This window comes from Bifidobacterium subtile, from assembly GCF_000741775.1.
Taxonomy (GTDB): domain Bacteria; phylum Actinomycetota; class Actinomycetes; order Actinomycetales; family Bifidobacteriaceae; genus Bifidobacterium; species Bifidobacterium subtile.
Window position 1 is genome coordinate 67,834 of record NZ_JGZR01000007.1, and the last position, 12,834, is coordinate 80,667.

Genomic DNA, 12,834 nt, shown 5'->3' on the forward strand with positions numbered 1-12,834 from the left:
GCATCCTTTGGCGTGATTAGCGTGCTGTGATTATCGTATTGCGCTCGACGCGCTGTAACTGCTGTGGAGACTACTGCTACTGCGGGAAGTTGCCGCGCTTGCGCGATTCGCAACTCCATGCCGCATATCGTCGGCAGCTTCTGCACGGCCGCTACTGTCTGCATCGCCCATGCCTGCGGTTGAGCCGCTGCGCTCGCGCTTGGCCCACGGTGCCTTGGGAATCGAGACGAAAACCCTCCAGCCGGTGCTGTAAGGGCCGCACAACGAGGTGCCGCCAAGCGTGCGCACCCGCGCCTCGATGTCGGCCAGCCCCATGCCGCGCACATTGCCGGAGACACCGCCGCCGCCCGGCTGCGGGCTGGAATGGTCGCCGGCGCTGCCGATACCGCTGATGCCGCTGGCACGACTGATGCCAGCGATGCCAGCGGAGGATGCGGCCGAAGCGCCTGCGCCGCGTCCGGCCTCGCCCGGGTCGAATATCACCAGCTGCCATAGCGCCGGGTAATCCCGCAGCGTCACCGTGGCGGTGCGGGACGCGCTGTGCCGCACCACATTGGTCAGGGCCTCGCGAATCACGCTGGTCAGGCAGCGGGCCACCGGCGCGGGAACCTGCGCGATGCCGTTGTCCACGGCAACAGCGAAGCCGGGGGAGACTTCGTCGAAGGAGCTAATGGTCTCGTCGAGCTGCCTGCCGAAATCGGTTCCGTGGTCATCGAGGTCGTGGACGGATTTGCGAATCATCGTCATCGCTTCGTCAAGTGTCGTGCAGATTGCAGCGAGATGCTGCGCGGACTCGGCGTCACCCCGGGCTTCGGCCACGACTGTGGAAGCCTGGGCCTGCATGATGCCACGCGTGAGCAGATGACCGACATTGTCATGGATTTCGCGGGCTATGCGCGTGCGTTCGTCCAAGGTGGCGGCACGCACCGATCGGCCGCGTTCCTGCTCGTTGTCGGCCATGGTCGTGCGCCAGTGACGCCGCATGGCGCGGAATCGGTCCTTTTCATCCCGGACTACAGATTCCATCATGGCGTTGCGCAGCCCCAGCGCACCTGCTGCGAAGCCTAGAATCGCCAGGGCGATCATGCTGACGGCATGCAGCCGATCCATGTCGGAAACGAACAGCAGCGAGCGGGCCAGAGGCACAGTCCATAGCCAGCGCTGGGCGTTGCGCAGCCGCGTGAACAGAAGCGTGCGAGCCACGGACATGGAGGACGGGCTAGGCGAACGCGCCGCATCGTAGGCGATGATGGGGATGAATGCGGCGAAATGCGGGATGACGATCGCCAGCACTGAGAAAATCGCAGCTGGCAGCCCTGGGCGCGACGGGCGCACCAGCAGCAGCCACTGCGCCAATGCGGAGCAGGAAATCGCGAGCAGAGCGCCGGCGAGTCGAGAGACGGGAATGTCATCGGTAACCGGCAGGAACGCGGCGAGCAGACACACCGCCGCAAGCGCTGCCTTGCAGGCAATCTCATGCGTCTTGTGTCCGCTTTCCACACTCTGAGCGTAGCAGCTTAAGCGTCGCAGCGGAAAGGAGATGCAACCGGCCAAGTCACGCAACAAGTCATGAAAAAGCCGTCGGAAAACCATGGCAATGAGCTCATGACGACAGTCGTGACAAATGTCATCGTCATGGGACGGTTTCGTGACGACACTCATCATGCCCGGCCGCGTGCCGTAGGGGAATATGGAGTCATCAGGCACATAACATCGGGAAAGGAACGTCATGGGCAACACTGTGGACCTCATGGACGGCACTGCCGCCGAGCTAGCCTCGTCGGCGGTGCTTGTGAACGGGCTGGTCAAGCGCTATGGCGATATGGTCGCGCTGGATTACCTTGATCTTGACGTGCACGAGGGCGAGATTTTCGGCCTGCTCGGGCCGAATGGGTCAGGCAAATCCACCGCGATCAACTGCATTCTGGCGCTGCTCACCTACGATGCGGGGTCGGTGCGTGTGCTCGGGGATGCGATGACGCCGACCTCGTACGCGCTCAAGCGTCGCATCGGCGTCGTGCCGCAGAATGTGGCGGTGTTCAACGAACTGAGCGTCGAGCAGAACATCGACTACTTTTGCTCGCTGTACGTCAAGGAGAAGCCTCGCCGCAAAGTGTTCGTCGAAGAGGCGCTGGACTTCGTGGGACTGCGAGAATTCCGCCGATTCCGCCCGGGCAAGCTCTCCGGAGGACTGCTGCGGCGGCTGAACATCGCCTGCGGCATCGCGCACCAGCCCGATCTGATCATCTTCGACGAGCCGACCGTCGCCGTCGACCCGCAGAGCCGCAACGCGATTCTCGAAGGCATCCAGCGGCTTAACGCCGCTGGCACCACGGTGATCTATACCAGCCATTATATGGAGGAGGTCGAGCAGATATGCGACCGCATCCTCATCATGGACCACGGCAGGCAGATTGCGCTGGGAACCGCGCAGGAGCTCAAAGACATGATTTCGATCGGCGAACAGATCAGCGTGGGAACCCTCGATCTTAGCGAACGGGCGCTGGACGATGTGCGCCAGCTGGCTGCCGTCATCGATGCGCATTACGACGGCAAGGAGCTCGTGGTCCGCTGCGGCAGAGGCGAGCACAATCTCATCGACGTGCTGGGACTGCTCGAGCGCGAACATGCCACCATCGGCCATATCGCTTCACGGGCTCCGACGCTCAACGATGTCTTTCTCGAAATAACCGGCAAAGGTCTGAGGGATTAGGAGGAGCCATGTGGACGACATTCCTGGTGCAGATCAGAACGTTGGCGCGGCAGCGCGGCACCATCTTCTGGGTGATGGTCTTCCCGATACTGCTGGCTACGCTCTTCTACGGCATGTTCAGCTCGCTGGACAAGGCCTACGTCACCGAGACCCAGTCGGTCGCCGTGGTGCAGGACTCGGCATGGAAAGCGAACGAGCAGGCGGATGCGCTCCTCGACGCTCTGGCCCGCGGCGGGAAGAACACCGCGCTTATCGCCAGACATGATGTGGAGAGCGCCGCGCAGGCGATCGATCTGGTGAACTCCGGCGAGGCCATCGGCTATCTGCGCATCAACGGCGCAGGCGAGTTCTCGCTGGCGATTTCGGATAATGCGGCCAGCACGAGCGATTACGCCCGCGAACTGACCATCAGCGTGCTGAACAACGCGATAGCGCGCGCCAACGAGTCGCGCTCGCTGCGCTCCTCGATTGGCGAAAGCCGTCCACAGGCCTTCGCCGACCCCAAAGTCATCGCCAGCATCGCGTCGAACGACGCATTCACGCGCGAGACAACGCTGACCCACACCAAGCCGGACCCTGCGGCGCGCTACTACTACGCCCTGCTGGGCATGGCATGCCTCATGTCGATGTCGCTCGCCATCACATCCATTGCGAGCTCCCAAGCCAATCTTTCGCCGCTTGGAGCCCGCAGGGCGCTCGCCCCGCTGCCCAAGCACGGACTCGTGCTCTCAGCATTCCTCGCAGCATGGCTTATGGCGTTCGCATGCATGTCGATCGCCTTCTTCGTCATCAGAGTCCCGTTCGGCGTGCGCGTGGGAGGGCGCGAAGCTGCGGCATTCGCAGGTCTTGCCGTCGCCACCTTCATGTCGTCGGCGCTTGGCTCCGTGTTCGGCGCCATCCCGCGCATACCATTAGGGCAGAAGCTGAGTATCTGCAGCGCTTTCAGCTGCATAGCCGCCCTGTTCGCCGGACTGTACGGGGAGCCGGCCATGAAGCTGGGCGACTTCGTGCAGCGCGAGGCACCCGTGCTTTCCGACCTCAATCCGGCGAGGCAAGTCTCCCTGCTGTTCTACGACATCCTGTACTACGACAGCTACGCGCCCTTCCTGCGTACGGTGGGCATGCTTGCCGCCATGGGGCTGTTCTTCCTCGCCATCGCCATCATCCTGCTCAGGAGGCAACGCTATGAGTACCTTTAATACCGCAATGCGCATCGTCTGGCGGCACAAGTCCTATCTGCTCATCTATTTGGTGGGGTTGAGCGTCATGATGGTCGCGATGCTGCTCGGAACTGTCGGCGGCGGTGCCAGAACCGCTGACGGGACGCCCTCATATGCTCCGAGACGAGCACAGGTCGCGGTGGTGGATCGTGACGGCAACCGGGGAGGAGTGGCACAAGGTCTGCGTGAATATCTGTCCGCCAGCGCCGATCTCATCGATGTCGACGATACGACGCAAAGCCTGCAGGATGCGGTGACGACCAATCGCGTGGACTATGTGCTCATCATCCCGAATGGGTACGTGCGCAATTTCGCGGACAAGGCCGCGCAGGGCGAGGCTATTGAACCGCTTGACACCGTGACGAGCTACACCTCGGCCGTGGGAGCAATGGCCAATATGCGGGTGCAGGGCTTCTTCGCCTCATTGCGCACGGCATACCTCGCGCAGATTGCCGGCGCAAATGGCGTTGTTGCCGGTGATATTGCCACAGCCAATGCGCCGGCTGCCGTGACCGACATGGCGAAAGCCGTCGCGCAGGTCGTACGCACTGCCAAAGGGCCGCAGGCACGCACGCAGGTGAAGGTGGTGCAAGCCGAAGGCGAGGCTTCGCGCTATGCCAAGCGGGTATACGCCTCCGGGCTGAAATTCGGGGGATACCCGATTGTGGCCTCCATGATTATGGTGATCTCGCTGGTGGTTGGCATATTCGGGCTTCCCGAGACACGCCGACGGGCAAGCGCCTCGCCGCTAAAGCCCTTGGAAAGCAGCGTGTCGCTGCTTTCCGCCTGCGCTGTCGTCGGAATCGGAACTGCGTTGTACTATCTGGCGCTGTGTTTGGGGCCGGTTGGCTATCTTGGCGGCGACCTTGCCGCGATTGGCGCTGGTCCTGTGCTCATGGGCGCGGGAACGATGCTGGCCTATATCGTCGTTGCCATTTCGATCGGCTTCGTGCTCGGGCAGTTCGGCGTTTCCGAGGGGTCGGCGAACGGCTTCGCGAATATAGTCGGCTTGATCATCGTCTTCACCTCGGGTATCTGGTTCGATCCCTCGATGATGCCTGCCACCCTGATTGCCGTAGGCAAGATGCTGCCCGGCTGGTGGTATGCCGATGCCATCGACCGGGCTCTGGGCACCGGAGCCTACCTGGGCGAGGCTGCGAATGTCGCGGGCTGGGCATCATCGACCGCGCTGATGCTGCTCTTCGCCTTCGCGCTGCTGTGCATAGGTCTGGCCGTCGGCGCGGTACGCCGCAGAAGACCGGGCACGACGGCTGCCGGCGTCACCGTGCTCTCTACTGTCGTGTGATGAGCGTTGTCGTGCGTGACAGAGGGAGAGCACCGCGTTTGTTGCCATGCGACGGGATTGCTGCCACAATGCCGCTGCGGAAGTCCAAAAGCGTTAGCTCCGAACGAGTCTGCGGATGCCGTTGAGCGGAATGCTGATCCAGCTGGGCCGGAATTTCGCTTCGTACTGCAGCTCGTACAGGGCCTTCTCCAATTCGTAGGCTGTGATCATGCGGGCGTCCGCCGCGGATATGGCTCTGCGGCTGCGGTATCCTGCCAGGAACGCGGTTCTTGCCGTGCTCAGCCAATCGGCGTCGAAGGCGCCGGACGATTCGGCGGCGTAGTCGAAGGAACGCAGCATGCCTGCGATGTCGCGGGCGGGGGAGTCGGGCTTGCTGCGCTCGGCGATGGGCCGCAGCGGTTCGCCCTCGAAGTCTACGACATTCCAAACCCCGTTGGAGCCCAACAGCAGTTGGCCCAGATGCAGGTCGCCATGAACCCGAATGGCTTTCGCAGACGAGCCATCGCTGGCATCATCGTCTGCAGCGCCGTCCGCATCGGTCAGTGCGCGAATCGTCGATTCGATAGCTGAAACGTCCTGTGCGGACAGCGTCCCGTCGATTTCGGCTGCGGCGGACAAGGACCGAGTCAAGCGCTGCTTCAGAGTCTCGTTCGATGGGCCTTCGCCGCTGCCGAATGCCTCTTCGAGCCGGTTGTGCATGTGCGCAATCAACGCGCCGATCTGCGTCGAAACAGGAGTCGGATCATCGCCGCGCTTCGCCATAGCTTGCAGAGTAACGAAGCCGTCCTGTGCGTCGTTCACGGCATCAGCGACGACAATGGCGCATGCCGAGCCGCCGAGCGCATCATGTTCGAGATAGCTGTAGGCGTTCAGGCGTGGAATGCCTTCCCAGTCGCCAAGAGCCGACGGCAGCTGTACCTCAGGATGCTCTCCGCAATGCAGCACGCGGAACACTTTGGCGATCAGCGGCTGGTCATCGCCAAGCAGCAATACCGAGGTGTTGGATTGCTCGACGCCCATCGGCTTAATCAGGCTTGCGGCGCGGTCCAGTCGTTCTCGCGCCTGCTGGTCGGTTTCGCCGCGAGCGGGAATGAGCGTGGCGGACTTCGCCCATGCGCGCCAGAACTCCGGTTCGGCGGTGCCGTCGAGGAGCGCAAGGCCGTCGACAGTGCCTATTGCCTGGCTGCCATCCTGACTGCTATGGTGCACGGTGCCATGTGCTTCGCGATCTTGTGCCCTGATCAGCAACGGAACCTGCACGATGAGTTTAGATTCGCTGATCTTCAGCAGAGCTATAGTGACACGAGAGCCTGCTGAATCATCGAGCAGCACCTCGCCAATGACTTTAGCGGGCTGCTTGGGGTCGACGGGCCACCAGCGCTTGCTCTGCGCCCACGGGAGTATCGCCGCAGACCAATCTTCAATGTTCACAAGAGCCTTCTTTTCCGTTGCGCTTCCGTTGTATCAGCCGGCAACATCGCCGGATCTTCTAACAAATTAACACATTGCGGAGTCGACCAAGTGCCGTGCGCAAATTGCCGATTCACATATTGAAACAGGGACTTGTATTCGGACTTCTTGGGCGTGGTGCGTGAAAGTTCGAACACCACTACTTGTCGGAAGCATCATCCATGTCCGCCACGTCCGGCTTCGGCGCGGCGGAGGCAAGGAATCGCTCTTCGCCGGGCAGCAGCGCGTTGAGGAGCACGGCGACGACGAAGGACAGCGCGATGCAGTTGCTGGCGAAGACGGACTGGAAGAGCGCAGGGAACTGCACGAAGATGCCGGAGACCTGCGTGAACCCGATGCCGACGGTCAGCGAAAGCGCGGCGATGGTGATGTTGCGCTGCGTGAACCCGGCTTCGGCGATCATCTGGAAGCCCGAAAGCACGATATTGCCGAACATCATGATCGTGCAGCCGCCGAGCACGGCCTGCGGCAGCGAGTTGAACACGCCGGCGATGGCGGGCACGAAGCTGGCGAGGACGAGGATGAGCCCTCCCGAGAGAATCACCTTGCGGTTGACGACCTTGGTCATGGCCACCAAGCCGATGTTCTGCGCGAACGACGTCAGCGGCAGGCAGCCGAAGGCGCCGGATATGGTCGAGATGAATCCGTCGCCGGCGATGGCACCGGCCGTCTCGCGCTCAGTGGGAAGCCGTCCGAGGCCGACTTTGGACAGCGCCGCCGTGTCGCCGAGCACTTCGACCGAGGAGACGACGTAGAGCAAGGCAAAGGAAATGATCGAGCCGGCGTCGAAAGTCGGCGCGAAGGGCATCACATGCGGCAGGCTGACGACCTGCAGATGGGAGAAATCGGAGAAATCGACCTTGCCCATGACGATGGCGAGCAGATAGCCGACGACCAGCCCGAACAGCACGGAAAGCTGCTTGGCGGTGCCTTTCATGAGCAGTTGGAAGGCGAGGCAGGCGACCAGCGAGACCAAGGCCAGCGTGAGATTCTGCCAACTGCCGAAATCCTTGGCGCCGTTGCCGCCGCCGAAGGACGACGCGCCGACCGACAGCAGCGAGAAGCCGATCGAGGTCACGACGATCGCGAAGACTACCGGCGGCACGAAGCGACGCCAGAAGCGCGCCGTCAGGCCGAGCAGCAGTTCGAGGAATCCGCCGATGATCACTGCGCCGACGACCGCGCCATAGCCTTTATGCGACACGATCGCCGTGGCCGCAGCCACATAGGTGAAGGAGATGCCGGTCACCATCGGCAGCCGGCTGCCGATGCGCCACAAGGGGTAGAGCTGCAGGCAGGTGCCCAGGCCGGCGACGAGCAGGCCGTTCTGGATGATCAGCGCCGACTGCTGCGCGTTCAGATGGGCGGCGAAGGTCACGAGGAATATGGGTGCCAGATTGGCGACGAACATAGCCATGACATGCTGCAATCCAAAAGGTATGCCACGCCAGAAGGAAACGGGGCCGTCCAACGAGGACAGCGCCTCCATGCTCACGCCTCGGGATCGCTTCGACTGCTTCGACTGCTGCTGCGGCGTCTGATCGTCGTGTTGACTTGTGGACATTGCTTCTTCTCTTCCGTTTTCCTTCTCGACTTTGTTCCTGCTGCAGCCTTGCGCAACCGCGAGTAGATCAGGCGAATTCGATGGTGCCGGTCCCGGCATCCATCGAGCTGACGATGGCCAGCGATTCCACCTCGTAGCCCGCGTCGCGCAGTTCTCTGCCGCCGGACTGGAAGCCTTTCTCGACGGCGATGCCGATGCCTTCGATCACCACGCCGGCCTTGCCGCACAGTTCGATCAGGCCGTTCATGGCCTTGCCGTTGGCCAGAAAATCATCGATGAGCAGGATATGCTCGCCGGCATTGAGGAATCGCTTGGCGACGATGACGGGGAACTCGCGCTGCTTGGTGAAGGAGTAGATCCTGGTGACGTACTGCTCGCCGTCGAGATTGATGGATTGCGTCTTCTTGGCGAACACCACCGGCACATTGCCGAAATGCCGCGCCGCGCAGCACGCGATGCCGATGCCGGAGGCCTCGATGGTCAGAATCTTGTCGATATGCTTGCCAGCGAACAGCCTGGCCCATTCGGCACCCATATGGTCGAACAGCTCGACGTCGCACTGGTGGTTCAGGAAGGCGTCGACCTTCAGCACATTGCCGGGCTTCACCGTTCCGTCCTGGCGAATCCTGTCCTCAAGTTCCTTCATGGCCATCCTCTCGCACGATGATTGAATGCTGCGTAATGAATCTGCAATGACGACGCGACCGGCGCGTATGGATGTAGAGCTTAGCGCGAACGGCGGCCAGCGCACTATCGATGCGGGGTTAGTTGCGTCGACTGACAAGCTGATGTGGTAAACATGGTGTGCGCTGCCTAGAGTTGCTCTGACGGCGGCGAACGGCGGCGGACGGCAGCAGGATGCGGCAGAGCGCGGCAATCGCCCAGCAAAACAGCAGGACAGCAGGGCAATAGCCGAAACGGCAACGGACACATTTAGGCAAAACCATGAGAAGGGAGCGAAGGGTGCTGACAGATCCCGATTTCATCGCACGCGACGCGCAGGAGCTGATTGCGGATTTGAACCCCGAGCAGGCGCAGGCCGTGCAGTACGAAGGGCCGGCGCTGCTCATCGGCGCGGGCGCGGGATCGGGCAAGACGCGCGTGCTTACCCGGCGCATCGCATGGATTCTGACGCGCTTCGGCGCGTGGCCCAGCCAGATTCTGGCCATCACCTTCACCAACAAGGCCGCAGCGGAAATGCGCGAACGCCTTGCAACGCTTATCGGCCCGGTGGCCGGGCGCATGTGGGTCTCCACCTTCCATTCGGCATGCGTGCGCATGCTGCGGCGCGACGGCAAATCGATCGGCCTGAACTCCGGCTTCTCCATCTATGACACGGCTGACTGCGAGCGGCTCATCAAGCTCATCGGCGCCGACCTGAACATCGATCTCAAGCGCTACACGCCGCGCACCATCCTCAGCCGCATCTCCGACTACAAGAACAATCTGCAAAGCTGGCAGACCCAGCTCAAGACCTATGCTGCCGACTACAAGCCCGGTCAGCGCGGCTACCAGCTCGGGCGCTTCGGCAATGTCGAGGAACTGTATGCCGTGGTGTACGCCGAGTATCAGCATCGTCTCGCCGCCGCGAACGCCGTGGACTTCGACGATCTGATCGTACGCACCGTCGAGCTGCTGCGCAGCGATCCGATGGTCGCGGAGTATTACCACCACAAGTTCCGCTATATTCTCGTCGACGAGTATCAGGACACGAACCACGCCCAGTACGAGCTCATCCGCGAGCTCGGCGGCGTGGATGCGGGGGAGCAGCGCTCTTCCAGCGCGGTCGCAGCAGGCAAGCAGGGGCCGGCATGGGTGACGGTCGTGGGCGACTCGGACCAGTCGATCTACGCCTTCCGCGGCGCCGATATCAGCAATATCAGGGATTTCGAGAAGGATTTCCCGCGCGCGAAAACCATCATGCTCGAGCAGAACTACCGCTCCACGCAGACGATTCTCGACGCCGCCAATGCGGTCATCGCCAACAATGCAGACCGCAAACCCAAAAAACTCTGGACCGCGTTGGGCAAAGGCGAGCCGATCGTGGGCTATGCGGCCGACAATGCGCAGCAGGAGGCCGCGTGGATCGCCGAGGAGATCGCGCGGCTGTCCAGCGAGGAAAACGTGCAATACAGCGACGTGGCGATCATGTACCGCGCCAACGCGCAGTCGCGCTCGCTTGAGGAGGCGCTCATCAACGCCGGGATCCCATACCAGCTCGTGGGCGGCACACGGTTCTACGAGCGGCGCGAAATCAAGGACGCCATCGCTTACCTGCAGGCCATCGTGAATCCGGCCGACAGCGTGAACATGCGCCGTATCATGAACGTGCCCAAGCGCGGGCTGGGCGCGCGGGCCGAAGCGCTCGTGGCCGGCTACGCCGATGCGCATGACACGAGCTTCTGGCAGGGCGTCGAGCATATGGACGAGATCGACGGCATGCCGACGCGCACCGCCAAAATGCTCTCTGGATTCCGCGACATCATGCGCTCGCTGGCTGCCTTTGCGCAGGGCCACAACGACAAGCCGTCCGAGGTCGTTGCCGAAGTGCTGAACAAGTCGGGGCTGCTGGCTGAGCTGCAGCGTTCTGAGGACCCGCAGGACGCTTCGCGCGTCGAAAACCTTTCGCAGCTGCAATCCGTGGCCGCCGAATTCGAGCAGAACACGCCCGACGCCACGCTCGGCGCATTCCTCGAAACCACGGCGCTCGTGGCGGATTCCGACCAGCTGCCCTCCGAAGGCGAGGACAGCGGCAAGGTCACGCTCATGACCCTGCATACGGCCAAGGGCTTGGAATACCCGGTCGTGTTCCTCACCGGCATGGAGCAGGGGACATTCCCGCATTCAAGGTCGCTGGAGGACAACGACGAGCTGAGCGAGGAGCGCAGGCTTGCGTACGTCGGCATCACGCGCGCGCGGCGTCGGCTCTACCTCACCCGTGCAGCCGTGCGCGCGCAATGGGGGCAGGCCAACGAGATGCTGCCCAGCCAGTTCCTTGACGAGATACCCGACACGCTGATCGAGTGGAAGCGCCGCGAAGCCAGCGCCGAGCGCATGCGTGCGGGCTGGCGTTCGGATGACGATGACGAATTCGGCGGCTGGGCCGATGACGACGACTTCTCCGGCGGCGGCTTCGGCGTCACGAGCCGCGGTGGGTCATCGTCTCGCGGCGGCGGTTCGAGCTATGGATCCGGTTACGGATCGGGTTATGGCGCAAGCTATGGTACCGGGAAGTCGGGGTATGGCTCCCGTTCTGGTTCCGGCTCGTATGGCTCCGGTTCGCGCTACGGCTCCGGATCAGGCTCATCCTACGGCTCGGGTGGTTCGGGCTCGGGGTACGGCTCGCGTTCCGGCTCCTCGTACGGTTCCCACGGTTCCAGCAGCTCCTATGGCTCCTCGTCACGGCGCGGAAGCGGTTCGACCTATGGCGGTTCCGGCTCACGCGGCGGCAAGGTGACGACGCGCCGCATCGCGCCCACGGCTGCCTCCAAGGCGTCCCCAGCCTCCTCGATCGCCAAGGACAACAAACTGGATATCGCCGATTTCAGCATCGGCGACAAGATCTCGCACGATCAGTACGGTCTCGGCACGATTCTCGACACGCAGGACAAAGGCCGCAACTCGGTCATCACGGTCGATTTCGGCTCCGATGGCGTCAAGCGGCTTATGCTGCGCGTCGCGCCCATCGAGAAGCTGTGAAGCCGCCCACGTCCATAGGTGCCGTGTAGACTGGTCGATTGTGCCTGCCATCAGGTGGGCGCTATCTGGAGTCTTAGCCCATCAGTGGGTCGGCGGCGTCTTGCGCCGCTCGTGCCTGGCACGACGAAGCACTGGAGAGGCCGGCTCAGCGAGGGTTCGCCCGCGCTTCCGTTCAGATAACGACAGAAATATAAAGGAACAAGAATGACTAACGTTCAGCGTTCTCGCCGTCAAGTGCGTCTTTCGCGCGCCCTCGGCATTGCACTGACCCCCAAGGCCCAGCGCATCTTCGAGAAGCGTCCGTATGCTCCCGGCGAGCACGGCCGCACCCGCCGCCGCACCGAGTCCGATTACGCCGTCCGTCTGCGTGAGAAGCAGCGTCTGCGCGCGCAGTACGGCATCTCGGAGAAGCAGCTTCGCGCCGCTTACGAGAAGGGCACCCACACCGCTGGCCAGACCGGCGACGCGATGCTCATCGATCTCGAAACCCGTCTTGACGCCCTCGTGCTGCGTTCCGGCTTCGCCCGCACCACCGCACAGGCCCGCCAGTTCGTCGTGCACCGTCACATCCTCGTCGACGGCAACGTGGTGGACCGTCCGTCCTACCGCGTCAAGCCCGGCCAGACCATCCAGGTCAAGGCCAAGAGCCAGACGATGGTGCCGTTCCAGATCGCCGCCGAAGGCGTGCACCGCGATGTGCTGCCCGCCGTCCCCGGATACCTGGACGTGAACCTCGCCTCGCTCAAGGCGACCCTGACCCGCAAGCCTGAGACCGAGGAAATCCCGGTGCAGGTCAATATCCAGTACGTCGTCGAGTTCTACGCTCGCTGATCTGGATCCTTCCCCGATAGGGACATACATC

General features: G+C 62.7%; 9 protein-coding genes. 5 read left to right on the top strand and 4 right to left on the bottom strand.

Annotated elements, in window-relative coordinates; all coding sequences use genetic code 11:
- Window positions 1-30: 30 nt before the first annotated feature.
- On the bottom strand, window positions 31-1,500 hold the full coding sequence (locus BISU_RS07270; protein ID WP_051245938.1) for a sensor histidine kinase: 1,470 nt from the start codon (window positions 1,498-1,500) through the stop codon (window positions 31-33).
- Between the two features lie 229 nt (window positions 1,501-1,729).
- Between BISU_RS07270 and BISU_RS07275 the strand changes: the two genes are divergently transcribed.
- From BISU_RS07275 to BISU_RS07285, 3 genes are read left to right on the top strand one after another with little or no spacing between them, the layout of a single operon-like run.
- On the top strand, window positions 1,730-2,713 hold the full coding sequence (locus BISU_RS07275) for an ABC transporter ATP-binding protein (RefSeq protein WP_051245939.1): 984 nt from the start codon (window positions 1,730-1,732) through the stop codon (window positions 2,711-2,713).
- A gap of 8 nt (window positions 2,714-2,721) precedes the next feature.
- Entirely contained in the window at window positions 2,722-3,912 is a 1,191-nt protein-coding gene (locus BISU_RS07280) for an ABC transporter permease (protein WP_024462923.1), read from the top strand.
- Complete coding sequence (locus BISU_RS07285) at window positions 3,899-5,239, top strand: ABC transporter permease (protein WP_081672609.1); 1,341 nt, start codon at window positions 3,899-3,901, stop codon at window positions 5,237-5,239. Before BISU_RS07280 ends, BISU_RS07285 begins: the two co-directional genes overlap by 14 nt.
- Before the next feature lie 93 nt (window positions 5,240-5,332).
- Here the strand turns inward: BISU_RS07285 and BISU_RS07290 are convergent, their stop codons facing one another.
- From BISU_RS07290 to BISU_RS07300, 3 genes are all read right to left on the bottom strand, one after another.
- Window positions 5,333-6,670: a hypothetical protein gene (locus BISU_RS07290; RefSeq protein ID WP_024462925.1), complete on the bottom strand. Its 1,338-nt coding sequence runs from the start codon at window positions 6,668-6,670 to the stop codon at window positions 5,333-5,335.
- Window positions 6,671-6,848: 178 nt separating this feature from the next.
- Window positions 6,849-8,198, bottom strand: a complete 1,350-nt coding sequence (locus BISU_RS07295) for a nucleobase:cation symporter-2 family protein (RefSeq protein ID WP_033502551.1) — start codon at window positions 8,196-8,198, stop codon at window positions 6,849-6,851.
- A 142-nt stretch (window positions 8,199-8,340) separates the two neighbouring features.
- Window positions 8,341-8,919, bottom strand: a complete 579-nt coding sequence (locus BISU_RS07300; RefSeq protein WP_024462927.1) for a xanthine phosphoribosyltransferase — start codon at window positions 8,917-8,919, stop codon at window positions 8,341-8,343.
- Between the two features lie 317 nt (window positions 8,920-9,236).
- Here BISU_RS07300 and BISU_RS07305 point away from each other — a divergent pair, with 317 nt between their 5' ends.
- Together BISU_RS07305 and rpsD are read left to right on the top strand one after the other, a co-directional pair.
- Window positions 9,237-11,972 (top strand): ATP-dependent helicase, encoded by a 2,736-nt coding sequence (locus BISU_RS07305; RefSeq protein ID WP_024462928.1) that lies wholly within the window; start codon window positions 9,237-9,239, stop codon window positions 11,970-11,972.
- Window positions 11,973-12,176: 204 nt separating this feature from the next.
- Window positions 12,177-12,803, top strand: coding sequence for a 30S ribosomal protein S4 (rpsD, locus tag BISU_RS07310; RefSeq protein WP_024462929.1), 627 nt, complete (start codon window positions 12,177-12,179; stop codon window positions 12,801-12,803).
- Window positions 12,804-12,834: the final 31 nt, after the last annotated feature.